Raw genomic sequence first — 21,632 nt, 5'->3', positions numbered from 1 at the left:
CGACGCCGGCGCGGTCGTGGACGCGGTCACCGACGAGTTCGGCGGCGGCGGGGGCGGGGGCCCAACGTTCGCGCAGGGCGGCGGGCTCGACGCCGACGCCGACGCCGTCGTCGCGTGGCTGCGCGACCGATGACCGGCAAGCTCGGCCCCGAGGCGCTCGCGGCGGTCCTCGCGGCGACCGGGGCCGACGACGACGCGATCGAGGCGGGACCCGCCTACGGCGAGGACGCGGCCGCGATCGACCTGACCGGCGCGGAGTCGACGCTGGTGGTCGCCGCGGACCCGCTCTCGCTGGCGGCCGACGCCGTGGGCGAACTGGCGGTCCACGTCGCCTGCAACGACGTGGCCGCGAGCGGCGCGGACCCGCGGTGGCTCACGCACACGCTCTTCCTGCCCGACGACGACCCGGCGCGCCTCCGGACGGTCGCGGAGCAGGTGGACGCGACCGCCCGCGACCTCGGCGTCGCGGTCGTCGGCGGCCACACGGAGGTGCTGCCGTCGCTGGAGCGCCCGCTCTGCTCGATGACCGCGCTCGGAACGACGGACCGCTTCGTGTCGACCGGCGGGGCCGAGCCGGGCGACCGGCTCCTCCTCACGAAGGGCGCCGGGATCGAGGCGACCGCGATCCTCGCGACGGACTTCCGCGAGGAGTGCGCCGAGGCGGGCGTGTCGGCCGCGACGCTCGATTCCGCCGCCGCGTTCCTCGACGAGGTGAGCGTCGTCCCCGACGCGGCCGCGGTCCGCGACGCCGCGACCGCCATGCACGACCCGACCGAGGGCGGTCTGCTCACCGCCCTCGTCGAGACCGCGAGCGCGAGCGAGACGGTCCTCGCGGTCGAGCGCGACCGGGTCCCGGTTCGACCCGAAACGGAGGCCTGCTGCGCGGCGGTGGGCGTCGACCCGCTGGCGACGTTCGGCTCCGGCGCGCTGCTGGCGGCGGTGCCGCCCGAACGCGTCGGCGAGGCGATCGACGCGCTGGCGGCCGCCGGGATCGCCGTCGGCGAGATCGGCGAGGTGCGGGCGGCGGACGGGGCGGGCGGTGTAGACGCCTCCGACGCTTCCGACGCCTCCGACGCCGGCGCCGTCCTCCTCGACGGCGATCGGATCGATGAGCCGCCTCGCGACGAGCTGTACCCGTTATGGGAGTAGCGGAGGCGGAGGAGCCCTCGGGGGAGCGGGCGGCCGCGTCGGACCCCACACCCCGATCGCTCACCTTTTTTCCGCGTGAGACCGAACCGAGTGTCATGACTGGCGCACGCGTCGGCTCGTCGCTCACCGACGAACAGGAGGCGATCCGGGAGCTCGTCCGGGAGTTCGCGGTCGAGGAGCTCCGGCCCGGAGCCGGCGAGGCCGACGAGGCCGAGTCGTTCCCGGAGGACGCCTGGGACGGGCTGGCCGAGCTCGGGCTGACGGGCCTGACCGTCCCCGAGGCGTACGGCGGCTTCGACGCCGACGAGACGACGTACGCCGTCGTCAACGAAGAGCTGGCGTACGGGCACCTCGCGGTCGCGACCGCGCTGTCCGTCCACTGCCTCGCCACGTCCTGTATCGCCGAGTTCGGGAGCGAGGCCCAGCGGGAGCGCTGGCTCCCGGAGATGGCGGCCGCGGGCCGACCGGTCGGGATGTTCTGTCTCTCCGAGCCGCACGCGGGGTCGAACCCGGCGGAGATGTCGACGACGGCCGAGTACGACCCCGAGACCGACGAGTACGTGCTGAACGGCGAGAAGCAGTGGATCACGAACGGGAAGCGGGGCGGCGTGGCGATCGTCTTCGCGAGGGCCGACGCCGGTGAGCCGGACTCGATCACTCAGTTCCTCGTCCCGGCCGACGCGGAGGGGTTCGAGGTCGGGAGGAAAGAGGAGAAGCTCGGACTCCGCGCCTCCGACACGACCGGGATCAGCTTCGACGGCTGTCGGGTCCCGGCGGAGAACCGGCTCACCGAGGAGGGGAAGGGGCTCTCGGCCGCGTTCCGGACCCTGACCGGCGGCCGGATCGGGATCGCGGCGCAGGCGGTCGGCGTCGCGCAGGCCGCGCTCGACGAGGCGACGTCGTACGCCGCCGAGCGCGAGCAGTTCGGCGAGCCGATCGCCGAGATACAGACGATCCGGCATAAGCTCGCGGAGATGGCGACGGACGTCTCCGCGGCCCGCCTGCTCGTGCGCGAGGCGTGCCGGCAGGCCGAGGCGGGCGAGGACAACCGCGTCGCGGCCTCGAAGGCGAAGTACCGCGCCAGCGAAGCGGCGATGTCGGTGACCAACGAGGCGGTCCAGATCCACGGCGGCTACGGCTACACGACCGACTTCGACGTGGAGCGGCTCTACCGCGACGCGAAGATCACGGAGATCTACGAGGGGACCACGGAGATCCAGAAGACGATCATCGCGCGGGGGATGTTGGGCAAATGACGGGTGACGAGCCGGCGACCGGCGACGGCGGACCGACCGGTCCCGCGGGATACGACGCCGTCGTCTACGACCTCGACGGGACGCTCGTCGAGCTCGCGGTCGACTGGGGGACGGTGGCGTCGTCCGTGCTCGACGTGTACTCCAAGCACGCGGTCAAGCCGCCGACGAGGGAACTCTGGGGCCTGCTGGAGGCGTCGGACGAGTACGGGATTCGGGAGCCGGTAGAGGAGGCGATCGGGCTCCACGAGCGGGCCGGCGCGCGCGACTCGACGCTGCTCCCGCTCGGCGAGCGACTGGTCGAGGGAGCGGGCGATCGGCCGAGCACGCCGCCGGCCGGCGTCTGCTCGCTCAACTGCGAGGAGGCGTGCCGGGTCGCTGTCGACACGCACGGGCTCGGCGACGCCCTCGATCCGGACGCGATCGTCGGCCGCGACACCGTCGGGACGTACAAACCGGAGCCGGAGTCGCTGCTCGCGGCGGTCGAGCGCCTCGGCGCGGCGCCGGGGGACGCGCTGTTCGTCGGCGACTCGCCGCGCGACGCGGAGGCGGCGGAGCGCGCCGGCGTCGCGTTCGCGTGGGCGGCGGACCTGATCTAGCTCCCGGCGCCCTCGCTCGCGCGATCGCGTTCGTCGTCCTCGGCGGCGTCACCGTCGTCCTCGGCGGCGTCACCGTCGTCCTCGGCGATTCTCACTCCACCCTCGGCGTCATCGTCGTCTCCCGCCACCCCGCCGTCGCCGGCGCTTCCCACTTCACTCTCGGCGTCCGCGTCGTCTCTCGTCACGCCGCCGTCGCCGGCGTCGGTGCGGCGCGCGTAGAGCGCGACGGCGACGGCGGTCAGGAACCAGATCGGCGCGCCGACGCGGACCGCGAAGGCGGCGCGGGCCCCCCACGACTCGAGGGTGACGAACGCGGAGAGGACCGCGACGACCGGAGCGCCGACGACGATCGTGAGCACGAACGTCGTCTGCATCACCCAACCGTAGTCGACCCCCTCGAACTCGGCCCGCTCGACAGGTTGCACGCCTCCGCCTCGGGCGCCGAGTGGCAAATCGGTGGCGGTCGCCGGGCGGGAGCGACGCGGGAGAGACGGGCGGCGCCGACGCGTCGGGTTTCCGGATCCCGGCGATTTTAACCGGTCGCGCGGGTGAGTTCGGGTATGACCACGACGCGGGGACTCCGGGACCGCGAGGCGCCGATCACGATGCTGACCGCGTACGACGCCCCTTCCGCCGCGGTCGTCGACGAGGCCGGCGTCGACGTCATCCTCGTCGGCGACAGCATGGGCAACGCCGTCCTCGGCTACGACTCCACGCTCCCCGTGACGCTCGACGAGATCGCGAGCCGGACCGCGGCGGTCGCCCGCGCGACGGCGGACGCCCTCGTCGTCGCCGACATGCCCTTCCTCTCGTTCGGCGTCGAGCCGGCCGAGTCCGTGCGTAACGCCGGCCGGCTGCTGAAGGAGGCCGACGCCGACGCGGTGAAGATCGAGAGCGGCCCACACACCGTCGAGATGACGCGGCGCATGACCGAAGTCGGGATCCCGGTGATGGCGCACCTCGGCTTGACCCCCCAGCACGTCAACCGACTCGGCGGCTACGCCAGACAGGGGACCGATCAGGACGCCGCCGAGGAGATCGTCGACCTCGCCGGCGCGCACGCCGAGGCCGGCGCGTTCGCGCTCGTGTTAGAACACGTCCCCGCGAACCTCGCGGGGGCCGTCACGGAGGCGCTCGAGGTCCCGACGATCGGGATCGGCGCGGGCCCCGACTGCGACGGGCAGGTGCTCGTGATCAACGACGCGGTCGGGCTCGGCGACTGGTCGCCGCCCTTCTCCCGGCAGTTCGGCGACGTGCGCGGCGAGATGCTCGACGCGGTCACGGCGTACCGCGAGGCGGTCGAGAGCGGCGAGTTCCCGGCCGACGAGCACTGGCACGTCGAGGAGGAGCTCGACGACCTGTACTGAGTCGGATATTTATAAGCGAACGGCGGCGATGCGGAGAAGACCTCCGAAGCCCCAGTCGCTCGGATTTACATGACTGGTTCCTTTGTGGTGAACACCTCCAAAGCCCCAGCCGTGAGGCGGGCGCACGCTCGCTGCGCTCCTCGGTCGCTCACTCCGTTCGCTCCCTGCGGTGCTTTCGTCACCTGCGCCCGCCTCACGGCTGCCCCTTTGAGTCCCACCCCGACCGCACCGCAACCGCACCTCACGCCTCCCCAGCCTCGTCGGTGGTCCTTCGCTTCGCTCCGGACCACCGACTCCCTCGCGCGGTGCCGTTCGCGGCCTGCCGGCCGCTCACGGGCACGCGCCACCGCATCCGATTTTATAAGCTATCTTCGCTGCGGCTCGTCGATTTTTAAATACCGCATCGACCTCCGTTTCGAGCGACCTCACGTTCGAAGAGTCGGGTCCCAACGGAGCTACTGAACCGGATCCCACGACGAAACCGTCACACTCGGCGTGGGGTATATACGCGCGAACGGCCTACGTGAACCCGTGACAACCCGGACCATCCGCGCCCGCGACCGGCCGGTGTTCGGCGTCGACGTACACAGCGGCGACGTCCGCGGCGACGATCCCTCCTACGCCCTCGTCATCCTGGACCCCGTCGACGAAGACGACCCGGAGGCGCCCGACGCCGACGGGCCGATGGCGCGGGTGACCCGCGACGTGGTGTCGTTCCGGAAGCTCTGCCGGCTGATAGACGACCGCGAGCCGCTGTACGTCGCCACCGACAACGCCTACGAGCTGGCGGCGAACAAGAACGAGCTGGTGGGCTTCCTCCGGTCGCTGCCCGACGGCACCAGGCTCGTGCAGGTGACCGGCGCGGAGCGCCCGGAGCCGCTCTCGCGAGTCGCCTCTCGCCACGGGATCCCGTACGGGAAAAAGCCGATGAAGGAGGCGGAGGCGTCGGCCCGGCTGGCCGCCGCCAACGTCGGCCACGAGGTGACCGCGTTCACCGACGAGACGCGGGTGAAGGTGTCCCGCGGTCGATCGACCGGGAAGGGCGGCTGGAGCCAGGACCGCTACACCCGGCGGATCCACGGCAACGTCCGGAAGCGGACGCGACAGGTCCAGTCGAAGCTGAAGGAGGCGAACCTCGACTTCGAGCGCGACGTGACCGAGAAGTACGGCGGCTACGCGAACGCGACGTTCGCGGTCGAGGCGCGCCCGGAGGACATCCCCGTGTCGAACTCGCGGGCCGGCGACGTGCGCGTCGAGGTCGAGCGCGAGCGCCGCGACGGGATCGAGTACGAGCCGCTCGTGCGGCGGCGCGACCGGGTGATCGTCGGCATCGATCCGGGGACGACGACCGCGGCGGCCGTCGTCGGGCTCGACGGCACCGTCCACGCGCTGTACTCCTCGCGGACCGCCGACACCGCGGAGGTGACCGAGTGGATCATCGAACAGGGCCGCCCGATCATCGTCGCCGCCGACGTGGAGCCGATGCCCGAGACCGTCGAGAAGTTTCGGCGCTCGTTCGACGCCGCCGGGTGGCGGCCGACGACGGACCTCCCCGTCGACGAGAAGCTCCACCGGACCCGGGAGGCGGGCTACGACAACGACCACGAGCGCGACGCGCTGGCGGCCGCGCTGTACGCCTACGACGACCACGAGGACCAGTTCGACCGGATCGCGGCGAAGACCCCGCCGCGGCTCGACCGCGAGGCGGTGATCGCGGGCGTCGTCGCCGGCGGCGCCTCGGTGGAGTCGGTCATCGCGGACCTCAGCGAGGACGACGGGGGCAGCGGCGGAGACGGCGGGGACGACGCGGACGAGTCGGACCCCACCGAGCCCGAGCGCACCGAGGAAGAGGAGACGATCCGGCGGCTCCGCGAACGCGTCGACCGGCTGGAGTCCCACGCGGAGTCGCTGGAGGACGACCTCAGCGAGCGCGACGAGCGGATCGCTGAACTGGAGGGGGAGCTGGAGGAGGCGAAACGCGAGGAGCGGATCGAGGCGCGCTCCCGGCGCGCCGTCTCCCGGCTCGAACGCGAGACGGACCGGTTGGAACGCGAGCGCGACGAGGCGCGCGAGGCCGTCGAGGAGCTGGAGGGGAAAGTGGAGACGCTGAAGGAGCTGTGGCGGCTCGACCACTCCAACTTCGACGACGTGGCCGCGGACCGGGGGCTCGTCAGCGTGAAGGCGGTCGAGCAGTTCACGCTCGACGCGCTGGAGGCCGCCGACGAGGCGTACGGGCTGGTCGCCGGCGACGTCGTCTACCTCCGCGACGCCTCCGGCGCGGGCCGCCGGACCGCCGAGCGGCTGGCCGAGACGGACCCGCGAGCGGTGATCCGCGACGGGAACCTCTCCGACGTCGCCGATCAGGTCCTCTTCGACCACGGCGTGCCGGTCGTCCCGGCCGACGCGGTGCCCGTCCGCGAGGTCGACGAGCTCGCGGTCGCTGACGAGGCGAAGCTGGAGGCCACGGTCGACGACTGGGAGCGGCGGGCCGAGCGACGGCGGAAGGCGGAGAAACAGGAGCACCTCGACCGGATCATCTCGGAGCACCGAGCGGGGCGGACGCTGCCGGAGACCGAGGAGTAGCACCGGCGAAGACAAGAGGGCCGTTCCGCGGGAATTTTGCCCGTCACGCGCCGGCGCGCTTCCAGAAGTCATATGTCCGACAACCGCACAGTCGTTCGTATGGACGCCTACGAGCGGATCACCCGGAACGCGGCCGAGGTGGTCACCGAGGAGGAGATCGAGGCGCTGGCCGACGACCCCGACGGGAAGCGGGCGTACGTCGGCTACGAGCCCTCGGGCGTCCTCCACATCGGGCACATGCTCACCGCGAACAAGCTCATCGACCTCCAGGAGGCCGGGTTCGAGGTGACGGTGCTGCTCGCGGACGTGCACGCCTACCTCAACGACAAGGGGTCGTTCGAGGAGATCCGCCACACCGCAGAGCGCATGCGCGACCAGTTCATCGCGTACGGGCTCGACGAGTCGAACACGCAGTTCGTGCTCGGCTCCGACTTCCAGCTCGACGACGACTACACGCTCGACCTGCACGCGCTGGAGCTGGAGACGACGCTCGCGCGGGCCGAGCGCGCGATGGCCGAGATCACCTCCGGCGACTCGGTGAAGGTGTCGCAGGCGGTGTACCCCCTGATGCAGGCGCTCGACATCCCGTACCTCGGCGTCGACCTCGCGGTCGGCGGGATGGAGCAGCGCAAGGTCCACATGCTCGCGCGCGACGTGCTCCCGAGCATCGACCGCGAGCCGCCGACGAGCCTCCACACGCCGCTCATCGCCGACCTGGGCACCGGCCGCGGGAAGATGTCCTCCAGCGAGGGCGTCACCATCTCGATGGAGGACTCCCGCGAGGACATCGAGTCGAAGGTGAACGACGCGTACTGCCCGCCGACCGCCGACCCCGAGCCGACCGACGACGGCGAGTCGCGGGAGAACCCCGTCCTGCAGGTGTTCGAGTACCACGTGTTCCCGCGGTTCGAGACGGTCCGCGTCGAGCGACCGGAGGAGTACGGCGGCGACTTGGCGTACGACGCGTACGACGCGCTGGAGGCCGACCTGGAGTCCGGCGAGCTCCACCCCGCCGACGCGAAGGGCGCGCTCTCCGAGTACCTCGACCGGCTCATCGCGCCGGGCCGCGAGCAGCTCGCGGAGTAGCCGGGGTCGCTTCGGCCCGTCTCGCTATTTCTCGCCCGCCGCGTGCCCCGCGTACTCACAGGGCCCGTCGAGGCAGTCGCGACCGGTCGCCGTCTCGAAGACGGGGAGCCCGCAGTCGCACTCGTCGACGACGACGCCAGAGGGGATCGAGAACGTCGTCTCGCAGTCCGGGTAGCTCTCGCAGCCGAGGTAGACGCGGCCCGGCGCGGAGTTGACGGTCAGTTCGCCGTCGCAGTCCGGGCAGTCCCAGACGCGGTCGAACCGGTCGCTGACGGCCGCCTCCATCGGGTCGCACGAGGGATCGAGACAGAGGTGAAACGGCTCGCCACGTTCGACCCGGATCTTCGGGAGCCCGCAGTCGTCGCAGACCCCGTCGGTGACGCTCGCGCCCGCGGGGAGCCCCCACCGCTCCTCGCAGTCGAGACAGACCACGTCGCCGCGCGAGCGCACGAGCGGCCCGCCGTCCGCCGGGCAGGTGCCGACGGGAACGCCGGCCTCCGTGACCGGGAGCGCGCGGCCCGCGGTCGCCTCCTCGGCGACGACCCGGAGCCGTCGAGTCCCGTCGCGAGCCGTGACGGAGAAGCCGTCGCCGTCGCCCTCGACGACGACCGAGTCGGGGCGGGTGAGCCACGCGACCGGCTGGTAGCCGTCGGCGTCGTGGACGAGCGTGGTGTCGTCGGGCTTGATCAGGACGACGACGCGCCCGCGGTGGGTGCGGGAGCGGTCGCCGCGTTCGGTCACGCGACAGTCGCCGGCGAACACGCGGAGTCGTTCGGGCATGCCGCGGGGTTGCCTCGCTTTCCGATTTAAGCGGCGGGCGACGAGGTCGGGCCGGGAGCGACCGGCCCGCGTTCCTCGGACGGGAGAATCGTGTGTTTGACTTAACAAGATCGTTTCTGTAAGGCTACATATGAGCGAGGTCCCTGGAGCGGACTCGTCGGGAACAGCGGAGTCGGCTTCACCGGTCCGGGTCGGCGTGTTGAGCTTCCACAACAGCAAGGAGACCAAAGCGATCCTCAACGCCGTTCGCGCGTTGGGGCACGAGCCGGTCTGGCTCCGCGAGGAGAACACCAGGTCGTGGATCGAGGCCGGAGACCTCCGGTTCGACCCCGACGTGGACGTCGTCGCGAACCGACTACTGATGACGAAGGCCGCTCAGCCGCTCGACGACGTCGGGATCGCGACGGCTACGCCGCTTCGCGTCCCGTGTTGAACCCGCCGGCCGTCGTCGTCCGAGCCCTGCACAAGTACGGCGCCGCGGCGACCCTCACCGCCGCCGGCATCCGAGTTCCGGACGCGTACATCGCGTTCAGCAACCGGACGATCAACGAGGGCAACCGCCTCACGAGCGAGAAGGCGGTCCACAAGTCCGCGATCGGGACGAACGGGGACCGGATGGCGGTCATCGACGCGGGCGACCTCGTCGCGCCGCACATCGCCCGCCGCCGGGCGTTCATCCAGGAGTTCATCGACACCGGCGCCGAGCGGCCGTTCGACGTCCGCGCGTACGTCGTCGGCGACCGCGTCGTCGGCGCCATGAAACGGTACGCGCCGTCGGACGAGTGGCGAACGAACGTCGCCGTCGGCGGCGAGGTCGAAGACTTCACCGGCGACCTCCCGGAGGAGGCGGCGCGGTTCGCGCGCGAGGCGGCCGACGCGCTCGACCTCGACTACGCCGGCGTGGACCTGCTGTGCCGCGACGGCGAGTGGTACGTTCTCGAGGTGAACACGACGGCGGGGTTCAAGGGGCTCTTCGAGGCGACGGGGGTCAGCCCCGCACCGTACATCGCCGCCCTCGCGATCGAGCGGGGCGGCGGCCGCGTCGACCCCGACCGCGTCGCGTCGCTCGCGGCGGTCCTGGACGACTCGGTCCCGGAGTGCAAGCCGTCGCTCGATCCGGAACCGGAGGCGTCGACGACGATCGGCTACACCGAACGCGTGACGGTGAGCGCGGGCCAGAGGGCGATCGAGGTGATCGGCAAGTCGGACACCGGTGCCCGGCGAACGAGCATCGACCTCGACGTCGCCGCGGAGATCGGCGCGGGCCCCATCGTCGACACGGTCCGCGTGAAATCCGGGTCGCGAGCCGGGCGACAGAAGCGGCCGCTGGTCGAGATCGACCTGAAGATCGGGAATCGGTGGCGGACCGTGACGGCGAGCATCGAGAACCGGAACCACATGACCTACCCCGTGCTCCTCGGTCGGGACATCCTCGACGGCTACCACGTGGACGTCACGAGGCGGGAACGCGAGGAGTGACCGTACTTACGCCACCCGGACCGTCCGCGTCGCCCTGACGGGCATCAGCGGCAGGTCCGGGAAGACGACCTCGACGACGAACTCCAGCTCGTCGGCGTCGGGCGGGCCGAAGACGCCGACCGGGACCGTCGTCTCGCCGTCGAGGTACGTCGTCGTCGCCGTCATCTCCACGTCGTTGACGGTGACCCGGATACCGGTCCGAGCGCTCCCCGAGACGGTCGCGACGGCGACCTCGCACATCTCGTTTTCCCCGACGGCGATGTCGCCCGGAAAGTCCCCCCAGTCGACGTCGATCCGCGGGCAGTCGCGCGCGGCGTCGACGATCCGCTCGGCGACGGAGCCGCTCATGCCGGCGTTCTCGAGGGCCGCGGCGCCGGCGTCGACGACGGCCGCGGGCGAGGTGAGCCCGGCGTCGGCGAGCCGCTCGGCGCGGCCGGAGCCGACGCCCTCGATCGCGGTGAGCGCGACCGCCTCCCGCGAGACGCCGTGCTCGACGCGCGCCTCGACGCGACACGCGAGGTTCGCGGCGCGGGGGCCGGCGAATCGGTCGAGGAACTCCGAGAGCGCGGCGAGCAGGCGGAGCGCGTTCTGTCGGATCACCCACGCGTCCGAGCGCAGGTCCGAGGGAACGGAATCGGCCATCCCGGCGAGGAGGATGGCGAACACCTTCCGGTGGCCGTCCTCCAGGTCGGTGTCGTGGCCGTCGAGGATGCGGTCGATCGCGTCCGACTCCGCCGACCGCGCCGACACCGAGTCGAACTCGCCGGCCGACGCGACGGTCTCCAGGATGCGGTCGACCGTCAGGGTCTCGCGGTCGGCGAGCCGCCGGAAGCGGCGAGCCGTGTCCAGACGGAGGTAGTACTTGGAGGCGAGCCGCCCGAGCCCCGTCGGCTCGATCGCGAGCTCGTCGTCGGCCGCGACGAAGCCGTCGTCGACGAGCGAGTCGAGGGTGTCCCGAACGCGGTCGCGGAGGGTGCCGAAGTCGTACGCGTCCGGCTTCGATTCGGCGCGGACGTAGTAGAAGGTCGTCTCTAACCACGCCATCACGTCCTCCAGCCCGCGGATGGTCCCCATCGCGATCTCCGCGTTGAGGTGCGACTCCAGCTCCGCGGCGAGCCGGGACTCGATCTCCTTGCCCTCTCGGAGCAGCGCGCGGTACTTGTCCGCGTCCGCGCGGTCGCAGACCACCCAGCCGTAGCCCACGTCGTCGTAGCCGGGGCGGCCGGCGCGGCCGAGCATCTGGAGCACGTCCAGCGGCGAGATGTCCGTCTCGCCCTCCAGCGGGTCGTGGTACTTCGTGTCGCGGATGACGACGCAGCGCGCCGGGAGGTTCACTCCCCACGCGAGCGTCGACGTCGAGAAGAGCAGCTTGATCTTCCCCTGTTTGAACCACTCCTCGACGCGGTCGCGGTCCGCCTTCCCGAGCCCGGCGTGGTGGAAGCCGACGCCGTCGGTGACCGACTGCCGGAGCGTGTCGTTGGTGAGATCTTTCGCCTCGTTGTGGAAGTCGTAGTCGCCCCGGGAGTCGATCGGGATGTCGCGGTCCGTGATCTCGTCGCGCGCCTTCTTGGCCGCCTGCACCGTGTCCTGCCGCGAGGAGACGAACACGAGCGCCTGCCCGTCCTCGCGGACGTGCGGCTCGGCCAGGTCGAGCGCGCGGTAGAGCCGCCGGTACTTGTCGGCGAAGGCGTTCGACCCGTGCGAGTACGTCTTCACGCCCGTTTCGAGGTCTACCGGGCGGTACTCGTCGCCGAACTCGTAGGTCGTCTCCGCTGGCGCGTCGAGCCACTCGGCGACGTCCTCGACGTTCGGCATGGTCGCGGAGAGCGCGACGACGCGGGGGTCCTGCAGCCGGCGGAGCCGCGAGACGGTCACCTCCAGCACCGCGCCGCGCTTCTCGCTGTCGAGCAGGTGGACCTCGTCGATGACGACGCAGTCGACGTCGGTGACGAACGAGTAGCGCGCGGAGTCGTGCTTCCGGGTCGCGCTGTCGGCCTTCTCGGGCGTCGTCACGAGCACGTCCGCGCGCTCGGCGCGGCGGGGGTTGAGGTCGCGCTCGCCGGAGACGACGTACACGGAGTAGCCGAGCGCTTCGAACCGCTCCCACTCGCTCTCTTTCTCGTTGGTGAGCGCGCGGAGCGGAGCGATGAAGAGGGCAGTGCCGCCCTCCGAGAGGGTCTTGCAGATCGCGAGCTCGGCGAGCGCGGTCTTTCCGGAGGCCGTCGGCGCGGAGGCGACGACGTTGTTGTCGGTCTCTAGGATGCCCGGGAGCGCCTCGCGTTGCATCCGATTGAACTCGTCGAAGCCGAACGCGTCGGCGAACTCCGGCACCGCGTCCGCGACCTTCACGCCGCACCACGCTCGCGGGGGACTCGACGGCGACCGAGCGGTGTTCGCATCACGTCGAGTCGGGGGGCTCCAGCCCAAAGGCGTTTCTCATGTGGGCGGCGGGGGACTGTCGACGCGAACGGACGCGCCCGCCGTCTCGGGCCGCCCCTCGGATCGATCCCCACCGTCGACCCCGGGCGTTTACGTGAGCGGGGGTCGACCGCCCGGTATGATACCGTCGGACCCGATCGTCGTCGGAGCCGCGGCCGTGATCGCCCTGCTCGTCCTGGTGACCGTCGTCCGTCGCCTGCGAGGGCCGTCCGGGGAGGCCCGCGAGTCGAAGCGCGCCCACGAGGCCGCACAGGAGCGCGAGCCGCCGGTCGAGATCGGCGAGACGTACGAGTTCGGCGTGACGGAGCTCACCGACCACCACACGGGCGCGGAGGTCGCCGTCGGCAAGGTCGAGGGATTCGTCGTCTTCGCCGAGGACATCCCGAGCGACCTCTCGACGGGCGACGTGATCCGCGCGAAGGTGCTCTCGTTCAACGAGGGGCGCACCTCGGCCGACGCGACGTTCGTGACGAAGGCGTAACGGGACCGGATCCCGGGGCCGAACGCGACCCGCGCGGTCCACCTCCGCCCCGAGCATGAGGTTCATACGTGATGGCGACGAAGGGGTTTCGTAATGGCTCAGGCCGGGAATCAGGACCTCACGGAGCGGTTCATTCAGTTCTACCGCAACTACTACCGCGAGGAGATCGGCACCCTCGCGCAGCGATACCCGAACGAACAGCGCTCCCTGTACGTCGACTACGACGATCTGTTTCAGTTCGACCGCGACCTCGCCGAGGACTTCCGCACGAAGCCGGACCAGATGCGCGAGTACGCCGAAGAGGCGCTGCGGCTCTACGACCTCCCCGCCGACGTCAGCCTCGGCCGCGCGCACGTCCGGATCGAGAACCTCCCCGAGAGCATCGACATCCGCGGCATCCGCGTTCACGACGACCACATCGGGAAACTCGTCTCCGTCAAGGGGATCGTCCGCAAGGCGACCGACGTCCGCCCGAAAGTCACCGAGGCCGCCTTCGAGTGCCAGCGCTGCGGCACGATGACGTACATCCCCCAGAGCGACGGCGGCTTCCAAGAACCCCACGAGTGTCAGGGCTGCGAGCGACAGGGCCCCTTCCGCGTCAACTTCGACCAGTCGGAGTTCATCGACTCTCAGAAGCTCCGCATCCAGGAGTCGCCCGAGGGGCTCCGCGGCGGCGAGACGCCCCAGTCGCTCGACGTCGACATCGTCGACGACATCACCGGGAAGGTGAGCCCCGGCGACCACGTCACCTGCGTCGGCGTCCTCCACATCGAACAGGTCGAGCAGGGCAACGAGAAGTCCGCCATCTTCGACCTGTACATGGACGGCGTCTCCATCTCCATCGAGGACGAGGAGTTCGAGGACATGGACATCACCGAGGCGGACAAACGCGAGATCATCGAGCTCTCCAACCGCGACGACATCTACGAGGCGATGGTCGGCTCCATCGCGCCCGCCATCTACGGCTACGAGGAGGAGAAGCTCGCGATGATCCTCCAGCTGTTCTCCGGCGTCACCAAACACCTCCCCGACGGCTCGCGGATCCGCGGGGACCTCCACATGCTCCTTATTGGCGACCCTGGAACGGGTAAATCTCAGATGATTTCGTATGTAGAAAACATCGCGCCCCGATCGGTCTACACCTCCGGGAAGGGCAGCAGCGCGGCGGGGCTCACCGCGGCCGCGGTACGCGACGACTTCGGCGACGGCCAGCAGTGGTCGCTCGAGGCCGGCGCGCTCGTGCTCGCCGACAAGGGGATCGCCGCGGTCGACGAGCTGGACAAGATGGACTGCGTGACCGGCGACACGCTGGTCACGCTCGCGGACGGGCGCGTGGAACGTATCGACGAGCTGGCACGGGATGCCGCGGAAGACGGCGAAATCGAGGATCTCTCGAACGGCCGACGAATCCGCGACGTCGATCTCGAGGTCTGGACGATGGACGAGGACGGCCGGCTGGTCGAGCGTCCCGTGTCCGCGGTGCACGAGTACGACGCGCCGTCGGAGCTGACGCGAGTGACGATGGAGACCGGAGAGTCGCTGACCGCGACGGCCGACCACCCGTTCTTCGTCCTCGACGACGGCGAGCGCGTCGAGCGCGAGGCGGCGGCGCTCGACGACGGCGACTGGGTGTACGTCCCCCGCGAGATTCCGGCGAAAGCGACGGACGGTGCGGGAGCGGTGGGGGCTGCAGGCGGTGATGTCGACGCCGAGATCGTCGACGGCGAACTCGTCGATGCCGGCGAGGGAATCGACGCCGCGATGGCGAGCGTCCTCGGATATCTCTCGGGCGACGGGAACGTCTACTACGACCGCGAGGAGGGCGTCTACGGCGTCCGGTTCACCAACACCGACGACGAACTGCTCGCCGACTTCGAGCGGGCGGCACGAGAGGCGTTCGGCGCGGAGCCGACCCGTCCGCCGAGCGAAAAGCGTGAAGGCGGCGTCGAGACGGTCCGCGTCACTGGAAAGGAGTACGCAGACGCCGTCCTCGACGCGGGGATGAACCTCGGTCGGTACGACGAGAAGTGCTTCCCGACCCCTGTTTCGACGGGAAGCCGCGCGGCGAAGGCCGCGTTCGTCCGTGCGCTCGCCGACAGCGAGGGCCACGTCGACGAGTCGGCGGGCAACGTTCGGATAGCGTCGGCGAGCCGGGACCTGCTTCGAGGGGCGCGGAACCTCCTCTTACAGTTCGGCGTGTCGAGCCAGCTCCAACACCGCGAACGAAACGGGGGCAGAGACGTGTACTACCTCACGGTGACGGACGCGGAATCGCTCGCGGCGTTCCGCCGCGCTATCGGATTCACCGCCACCCGAAAGGCGGAGGCGCTCGACCGCGTCGTCGAGGCCGCCGACGGCGACCGTACGATTCTCGACGTGGTTCCGGAGATAGACGGCCTACTCGCGAAATGCCGCGAGTCGCTTCGGCTTCACCAGAGCGAATGCGGGCTCGACGCGGTCACGTATCACGACTTCGAGAGCGGGACCGCGAACGTGTCGCTCCATCGAGCGCGCAGGATACTCGCCGCATTCGAGGACAGACTGGAGGCGGCGGCCGAGGATCGTCGCGCGCTCGACGGAGAGCCGACGTGGAACATCCTCGCTGAGATACGCGAGCGGTACCACGTCTCCCAGTCCGAACTCGCCGAGGGGACACCGCTGTCCCAACAGCGGATTTCCCGCGAGTGGGGCGATAGCGACGACGTTCGTAGAACGGTGGCGAGCCGGCTTCGCGACGTTCTCACTGCGGTCGGCGAGACCGACCTCGATGGTCTTCGAGAGTTCGTCCGGGGTGACGTGAAGTGGCGACGGGTCGAGTCCGTTGAAACGGTAGCGCCGGAGTCGACGGAACACCGTAGCGAGGTACTTCGGCAGCGTCTCGCCGACATCGTCGGCGGGCCAGTCGAAACGGCAGAGCGACGGGCTCGCGAGCTACTCGACCGCGGTCAAGTCGGCGAAGTACGATCGGAACTGGCGGCGACGCTCGACGCGTACGGCGTCAGTCAGGCCGACGTGGCCTCGTCGCTCGACGTGGATCAAGCGACCGTGTCGCGGTGGCTGTCCGGGGGCGTCGAGACCGACAGGCTCGGCGATCTCCGCGAAGCGATCGGAGCCGAAGTCGACGCCGTCAAGGACGAACTGCGCTCGCTCCTGGCTCGGATCGAGGACGGGCGGCAGCCGAAGGTGTACGACCTGACCGTCGACGAGACGCACAACTTCGTCGCGAACGGCCTCGTCGTTCACAACTCCTCCGACCGCTCCGCGATGCACGAGGGGCTCGAACAGCAGAAGATCTCCGTCTCGAAGGCGGGGATCAACGCGACGCTGAAGGCGCGGTGTTCGCTCCTCGGCGCCGCGAACCCGAAGTACGGGCGGTTCGACCAGTACGAGCCGATCGGCGAGCAGATCGACCTCGAACCCGCGCTCATATCGCGGTTCGACCTGATCTTCACGGTGACGGACAGCCCGGACCCCGAACACGACTCCCGGCTAGCGAAACACATCATCAAGACGAACTACGCCGGCGAGCTCAACACGCAGCGCGAGGAGTTGGCGAGCTCCGAGTTCACCTCGGACCAGGTGGCGGAGGTGACTCAGGAGGTCGCGCCGGAGATCGACGCCGAGCTGCTCCGCAAGTACATCGCCCACGCGAAGCGCTCCTGTTACCCGACGATGACGGAGGAGGCGAAGGAGCTGATCGAGGAGTTCTACGTCGACCTGCGCTCGAAGGGCGCCGACGAGGACGCGCCGGTCCCCGTCACCGCCCGGAAGCTGGAGGCGATGGTACGGCTCGCGGAGGCGAGCGCGCGGCTCCGGCTCTCGGACACCGTCGAGCGCGAGGACGCCGATCGGGCGACCGACATCGTGGAGTCCTGTCTCAAGGACATCGGCGTCGACCCCGAGACCGGGCAGTTCGACGCCGACGTGGTCGAGACGGGCACCTCCAAGAGCCAGCGCGACCGCATCAAGAACATTAAGGGCCTCATCGCGGACATCGAGGAGGAGTATCAGGAGGGCGCGCCCGTCGAGGAGGTGCTCGACCGCGCCGGCGAGATCGGGATGGACCCCGGAAAGGCCGAACAGGAGATCGAGAAGCTCCGCACGAAGGGAGAGGTGTACGAGCCGAAGCAGGGACACCTGCGGACGACGTAGATGGACCGGATCTCCGCGATACGGAACGTCGAGGACGCCCTACGCGCGTTCGAGGACGGCGAAGCGGACCTCGCCGACACGGAGCGGCGGGTGGCAGCGGTGCTCCGGACCTACGCCACGGAGTTCGACGGGGAGGACGACGTGTTCCGCGCGGTGGGGGACGATCCGGTCGACGGGCGAGTCGTCGTGGCGCCCTCGGCGCCGGCCGCCCGCGAACGAGCGCTCGCCCTCTCCGGAGTCGACGCGAACGGGTCCGACGATCTGACAGACCCCGAAAACGACGCAGTCACGGAGTTCGAAGTCGAACGAGTAGGCGATCCGGAATAGTTCGGAACCGATAAGTTCGGCCCTCGATCAGCCGCGTCCGTGCTGCTGATCGTGACGTATTCGGAAGCGGCTCGCACCGGACTCCGGAACCTGTGTCGACGCCACGAGGAGCCGGTCGTCCGCCGGTTCGGGCGGGCCGCGTTGCTCGACGCGACGACGTACGCCGCGTTCCTCGCCGTGCGGCTCCGGGAGTCGCACGGCGGCGACGTCCAGATCGAGCGGACGGAGCCGTTCAACGAGTTCGTCGCGCTCGACGAGTCGGTCCGCGAGGCGGCGAGCGCGTACGCGGACCGAGACGCGACGGCGACGCCGTACGCCGCGTTCGCCGCCGGGACGGACCATCCCGACCCGGACCGACTGAAAGGCGAGGAGCTGTGACCGGCGCGCCGGCGTCGGACGAGGCTGAGAAGCGCCCGTCCCCCGCGCCGGAGGCGGTCCTCGACCAGGTGCCGACCGGGACCAGCCTCCGGCGGGAGCTCGCGGCGGCGGCCCGGTCGCGCGGACGCGAGTCGTCGGTGCGCGACGATCTCGGTCGACTCCGGGAGGAGATCGCGGCGATCGGGGTCGAGTCGGTCGACCTCGCCGGGGCCCGTCAGCGAGTTGCGGAAGCGAGCGGCGAGGAGGAGCGGCTGAAAGAGCGCGTCGCGGCGCTCCGCGGCGACGTGCGGGCGCGTCGGGCCGTCGAGGCGGAGACCGACGAGGCGCTCGGCGACCTCGAGTCCGCCGCGGCGGAGCTCTCAAACGCGCAGACCGAGCGGATCGCGGCCGAGCAGGCGCTCGAACGGGCCCGCGAGCGGGCCGCCCGCGCCCGCGATGAGCGGGAGCGACGGCTCGAACTCGAGGACCGGCTGCGAAACCGCCGGCGAGAGGCGCGCCATGAGCTCGCGATAGACGTGTATCCGGCGTTTCGCGCCGCTCTGGCGTCGGTTCCCGGCGTCGATCCGCCGCGGGCCGGGGCGGGGCCGTCGGAGTACGAGGGGCCGCGACTCGCCGCGTCGCTCGCGGCGGTCCAGATCGCCGATCTGGACGCCGCCGTCGCGCTCGGCGTCGAGGCCGCGCGCTGGCTCGCCGAGCGCGGGGAGCGGTCGCCGGAGGCGGTGCTCGACGAGACGGTCGTCCGTCCGGACCGCGCGCCCGACCCGTGATCGGGGTCGGCGTCGGACAGAGATTTATCAGCGATACCGCGTCAGCCGGCGTATGGATCTCTCGTGGACCGTCGACCGGGCGGGCGACGCGTCGCTGGTGCGCTGTCGGGTGCGCAACGAGGAGGCCGTCCCGCGACGGGTGCGGGTCGAGAGTCGGTTCGAGGCGCCGGTGCTGCCGCCGCGACGCGGCGGCGTCCCGGCGGACGGGTGGGACGCGACCGGAGTGACGCTGCGGGTCGACCCGGGCGACCGACGCGGGTTCGGCTTCGCGGTTCCGGCGCCACCCGTCGATCCCCCGGTCGAGATCGTCGACGTCGAGGCGGCCGACCCGGACGAGTCCGCCCGGGCGACCGCCGGTCCCGACGGCATCGACGGAGGTGGCGACGCGACGCCGGCCGACGCGCTCCGCGACCTCGCCGACCACCGGCCGCCGCGGGCGGCCGTCGACGGGGATCGCGAGACCGCCGACCGCCCCGAGAAGACCGCTCCCGGCGTCGAGGCGGGCGGTACCGACGGCGAGGGCGAGGACACCGGAGGCGACGCCGGGGGTCCCGGGCGAGCGGCTTCCGCCTCGGTCGACGACTGGTTCGCTGCGGTCGAGGCCCGGATCGACCGGGCGGAGCGGCTGACAGACGCCGACGTGGCGACGGCGACGGAGGTAGTCGCGGACGCGGGGGGTATCGACGCGCTCGCCGGCGTCGACGACCGGATCGACGGCGACGCTGACCGGCTCCGGGCGGTGAGCGAGCGCGCGGCGTCGCTGGCGGAGCGCGCGGCGGAGACCGATGTCCCGGTCGACGCGCTGGAGCGGCTCGCGTGATCCTCGCCGTCGCCGGGGGGAAGGGCGGAGTCGGGAAGACGACGGTCGCGTACAACGTCGCCGCCGCGCTCGACGCGGTCGTCGTCGACGCGGACCTCGGCATGGCCGACCTCCCCGGCGGTCGGGGTCCGGACCTCCACGACGTGCTCGCCGGGCGCGCCGACCCGACGGAGACGGTGCGAACCGGCCCTGTCGACATCGTTCCCTGCGGACGGACGCTCGCCGGCGCCCGCGCCTGCGACCTGTCGGCGCTGGGAGACGCGGTGGCCGCGATCGAGCGGGACCACGGCGTCGTCGTCCTCGACTGCCCGGCCGGCCGGCGGGCCGACGCCGGCGTTCCGCTCGCGGTCGCGGACGCGTGTCTGCTGGTGGTCTCCCCGCGGGCGTTCGCCTTGGCCGACGCGATCCGCACCCGAGCGCTCGCCCGCGAGCTCGGCGCCGGGCTCGTCGGCTGCGCCGTCAACCGAGTGACCGAGGAGCCGCCGACCGAGGCGATCGCCGACGCCCTGGGCGCGCCCGCGGCGGTGGTGCCGGCGGACCCGCGGGTCGGTCGCTCCGTCGCCGCGGAGCGGCCGGTCGTCGACGCCGCCCCCGAGAGCGACGCCGCGCGGGCGATCGGGGGGTTGGCCGGGCGGGTCCCCCGCTGACTGAGCGCCGAGCGCGCGGAACATCGGGTCGCTTTATTCGGTCCGGGACCGAGGGGGAGCCATGTTCACGGTCGCGTTCCTCGTCGGCGTCGCCGTCGTCGGCTTCCTCGCGGTCGAGGTCGGACCGCTGTACGCCGCCGACCGCTTCCGCGACCTGCGGGAGCCGACTGACGGTGAGCGGAAGCGACTCGCCTCGCTCCGCGAAACCGCCGGGCTCGACATCGAGCGGATCGCGATCGAGACCGACGGCGGGGCGACGGGAGACGAAGAGACTGCCGACGGGGCGGCGACGAACGGGGACGGCGCGGGGATCGGACGTGTCGACATCGCCGTTCGCGGACCGCCCGGCAGGCGGGTCCTGTTCCTCACGGAGAGCGTGCTCGACGGCCTCGACGAGGACGTCGCGATCGGCCTCCTCGCGGCCGAGGCGGGGCGCGTGGAGACGTACTACGGCGAGTTCCGCGCGGTCTCGATCGCGGCGGTGCTCGGAGTGCTGGCGGCGATCGTGACGGTCGCGGTGCCGTTTCAGGCCGGGTTCGCGTCGCTCGTCGCCGTGGCGCTCGTCGCGTTCTGGGTCGGCCGACGGGTGCAGTACGCCGCCGACGACCGCGCCGCGGACGCGGTCGGCGCGGGCCGCGTCGCCGACGCCTTCGAGCGCGTCGCCGCGGTTCGAGGGGTCGAGCCAGCGAGGGGCGACTGGTCGACGTGGTTCGAGGTACAGCCGCCGCTCGGCGATCGGATCGCGGCGCTTCGAGAACGGGCGGGATCGGACGACTGACGCGACGGGAACGGTCGGCGGTCGGTACTCGGCCGTCGTTACTCGGCGGGCCGAGCGACGGCCTCGCCGGCGTCGACTCGGACGTCGTACCCGGCGACGGAAAACGAGAGGGAGAATCCCTCGTCCGAACGGTGCTCGACGAGCGCGTCGAGCGCGTCGGGGTCGACGTGGTCGTACAGGACGATGTCGGCCTCGTCGGCGAGCGCGTCGGGGTCGACCCCGACGAGGTCTGCGACGGCCTCGACGACCGCCTGGCTCGCCGGGCGGTCGTCGGAGCCGTGGGCGACCCGGACCGGTCCGGGGAGCGAACCGGCGTCGGAAGCGTTTGACGGAACACTGCTCATACCCGTCCTGTCGGCGAACCAGTATATAAACGCTCGCCGTCGTTAATCAAATATGATAATTCGGGCGATCCGACGGATGGATCGGCCGGAGACAAACCGTTAACGCCCTGCGCGAGACATCAGGTAACATGTCACTCGGACGCCCCACGGCGGGTATCGCCCGGAGAGCCGACGGCGACGCGTTCGGGTTCTTTTTTAACTAA

Annotated in this window: 18 protein-coding genes and 1 pseudogene; 15 read left to right on the top strand and 4 right to left on the bottom strand. The window is 71.1% G+C overall.

The features are described from left to right. The first annotated feature begins 129 nt into the window (after positions 1-129). From DJ81_RS16405 to DJ81_RS16395, 3 genes are all read left to right on the top strand, one after another. Positions 130-1,149 (top strand): AIR synthase family protein, encoded by a 1,020-nt coding sequence (locus DJ81_RS16405; protein WP_094590616.1) that lies wholly within the window; start codon positions 130-132, stop codon positions 1,147-1,149. Positions 1,150-1,244: 95 nt separating this feature from the next. Beyond that, the gene (locus DJ81_RS16400) at positions 1,245-2,405 is read left to right on the top strand and encodes an acyl-CoA dehydrogenase family protein (protein ID WP_094590614.1); all 1,161 of its coding nucleotides are present in this window, start codon (positions 1,245-1,247) and stop codon (positions 2,403-2,405) included. Beyond that, entirely contained in the window at positions 2,402-3,001 is a 600-nt protein-coding gene (locus DJ81_RS16395) for an HAD family hydrolase (RefSeq protein ID WP_094590612.1), read from the top strand. The genes DJ81_RS16400 and DJ81_RS16395 overlap by 4 nt, the downstream gene beginning before the upstream one ends. On the opposite strand, the gene DJ81_RS16390 is transcribed toward DJ81_RS16395, so the two are convergent. Continuing rightward, positions 2,998-3,426: a DUF5822 domain-containing protein gene (locus tag DJ81_RS16390; RefSeq protein ID WP_094525206.1), complete on the bottom strand. Its 429-nt coding sequence runs from the start codon at positions 3,424-3,426 to the stop codon at positions 2,998-3,000. The genes DJ81_RS16395 and DJ81_RS16390 overlap by 4 nt on opposite strands. Positions 3,427-3,561: 135 nt before the next feature. On the opposite strand from DJ81_RS16390, the gene panB reads away from it, so the two are divergent. The 3 genes from panB (at position 3,562) to DJ81_RS16375 (ending at position 8,037) form a co-directional block, all read left to right on the top strand. Continuing rightward, positions 3,562-4,368 (top strand): 3-methyl-2-oxobutanoate hydroxymethyltransferase, encoded by an 807-nt coding sequence (gene panB, locus DJ81_RS16385; RefSeq protein ID WP_094525205.1) that lies wholly within the window; start codon positions 3,562-3,564, stop codon positions 4,366-4,368. Positions 4,369-4,899: 531 nt separating this feature from the next. Continuing rightward, positions 4,900-6,951, top strand: a complete 2,052-nt coding sequence (locus tag DJ81_RS16380) for a DUF460 domain-containing protein (RefSeq protein WP_094590610.1) — start codon at positions 4,900-4,902, stop codon at positions 6,949-6,951. 99 nt (positions 6,952-7,050) lie between these two features. Beyond that, a complete protein-coding gene (locus DJ81_RS16375; protein ID WP_094526916.1) occupies positions 7,051-8,037 on the top strand; it encodes a tyrosine--tRNA ligase in 987 nt (328 codons plus the stop codon). 24 nt (positions 8,038-8,061) lie between these two features. On the opposite strand, the gene DJ81_RS16370 is transcribed toward DJ81_RS16375, so the two are convergent. Further along, positions 8,062-8,817 (bottom strand): topoisomerase DNA-binding C4 zinc finger domain-containing protein, encoded by a 756-nt coding sequence (locus DJ81_RS16370; RefSeq protein ID WP_170938351.1) that lies wholly within the window; start codon positions 8,815-8,817, stop codon positions 8,062-8,064. Positions 8,818-8,947: 130 nt separating this feature from the next. Between DJ81_RS16370 and DJ81_RS16365 the strand changes: the two are divergent. Beyond that, positions 8,948-10,296, top strand: a pseudogene (locus tag DJ81_RS16365) (RimK/LysX family protein). 6 nt (positions 10,297-10,302) lie between these two features. Here DJ81_RS16365 and DJ81_RS16360 read toward each other — a convergent pair. Next, positions 10,303-12,645: a DEAD/DEAH box helicase gene (locus DJ81_RS16360; RefSeq protein WP_094590608.1), complete on the bottom strand. Its 2,343-nt coding sequence runs from the start codon at positions 12,643-12,645 to the stop codon at positions 10,303-10,305. Positions 12,646-12,853: 208 nt separating this feature from the next. On the opposite strand from DJ81_RS16360, the gene DJ81_RS16355 reads away from it, so the two are divergent. From DJ81_RS16355 to DJ81_RS16320, 8 genes are all read left to right on the top strand, one after another. After that, positions 12,854-13,216: a TRAM domain-containing protein gene (locus DJ81_RS16355; protein ID WP_094525201.1), complete on the top strand. Its 363-nt coding sequence runs from the start codon at positions 12,854-12,856 to the stop codon at positions 13,214-13,216. A gap of 93 nt (positions 13,217-13,309) precedes the next feature. After that, a complete protein-coding gene (locus DJ81_RS16350) occupies positions 13,310-17,368 on the top strand; it encodes an LAGLIDADG family homing endonuclease (protein WP_094590606.1) in 4,059 nt (1,352 codons plus the stop codon). Beyond that, a complete protein-coding gene (locus tag DJ81_RS16345; protein ID WP_094557203.1) occupies positions 17,369-17,695 on the top strand; it encodes a hypothetical protein in 327 nt (108 codons plus the stop codon). It begins immediately after the preceding gene. Positions 17,696-17,734: 39 nt separating this feature from the next. Next, entirely contained in the window at positions 17,735-18,073 is a 339-nt protein-coding gene (locus tag DJ81_RS16340) for a hypothetical protein (protein WP_094557202.1), read from the top strand. After that, entirely contained in the window at positions 18,070-18,840 is a 771-nt protein-coding gene (locus tag DJ81_RS16335) for a hypothetical protein (RefSeq protein WP_212589846.1), read from the top strand. Before DJ81_RS16340 ends, DJ81_RS16335 begins: the two co-directional genes overlap by 4 nt. Before the next feature lie 52 nt (positions 18,841-18,892). After that, positions 18,893-19,660 carry a hypothetical protein gene (locus tag DJ81_RS16330; RefSeq protein WP_094590604.1) on the top strand — a complete coding sequence of 256 codons (768 nt, stop codon included), beginning with the start codon at positions 18,893-18,895 and terminating at the stop codon, positions 19,658-19,660. Next, positions 19,657-20,307: a P-loop NTPase gene (locus DJ81_RS16325; RefSeq protein WP_094590602.1), complete on the top strand. Its 651-nt coding sequence runs from the start codon at positions 19,657-19,659 to the stop codon at positions 20,305-20,307. The genes DJ81_RS16330 and DJ81_RS16325 overlap by 4 nt, the downstream gene beginning before the upstream one ends. Positions 20,308-20,368: 61 nt before the next feature. Further along, on the top strand, positions 20,369-21,085 hold the full coding sequence (locus tag DJ81_RS16320) for a peptidase (RefSeq protein WP_094590600.1): 717 nt from the start codon (positions 20,369-20,371) through the stop codon (positions 21,083-21,085). A gap of 38 nt (positions 21,086-21,123) precedes the next feature. Here DJ81_RS16320 and DJ81_RS16315 read toward each other — a convergent pair whose 3' ends face one another. Further along, a complete protein-coding gene (locus DJ81_RS16315; protein ID WP_094525194.1) occupies positions 21,124-21,429 on the bottom strand; it encodes a HalOD1 output domain-containing protein in 306 nt (101 codons plus the stop codon). Positions 21,430-21,632 lie beyond the last annotated feature (203 nt).

It is taken from the genome of Halorubrum sp. Hd13 (assembly GCF_002252755.1).
Taxonomy (GTDB): Archaea; Halobacteriota; Halobacteria; order Halobacteriales; family Haloferacaceae; genus Halorubrum.
The sequence above is the reverse complement of the archived record's forward strand: the minus strand, read 5'-3'. Positions and strand labels throughout refer to the sequence as shown.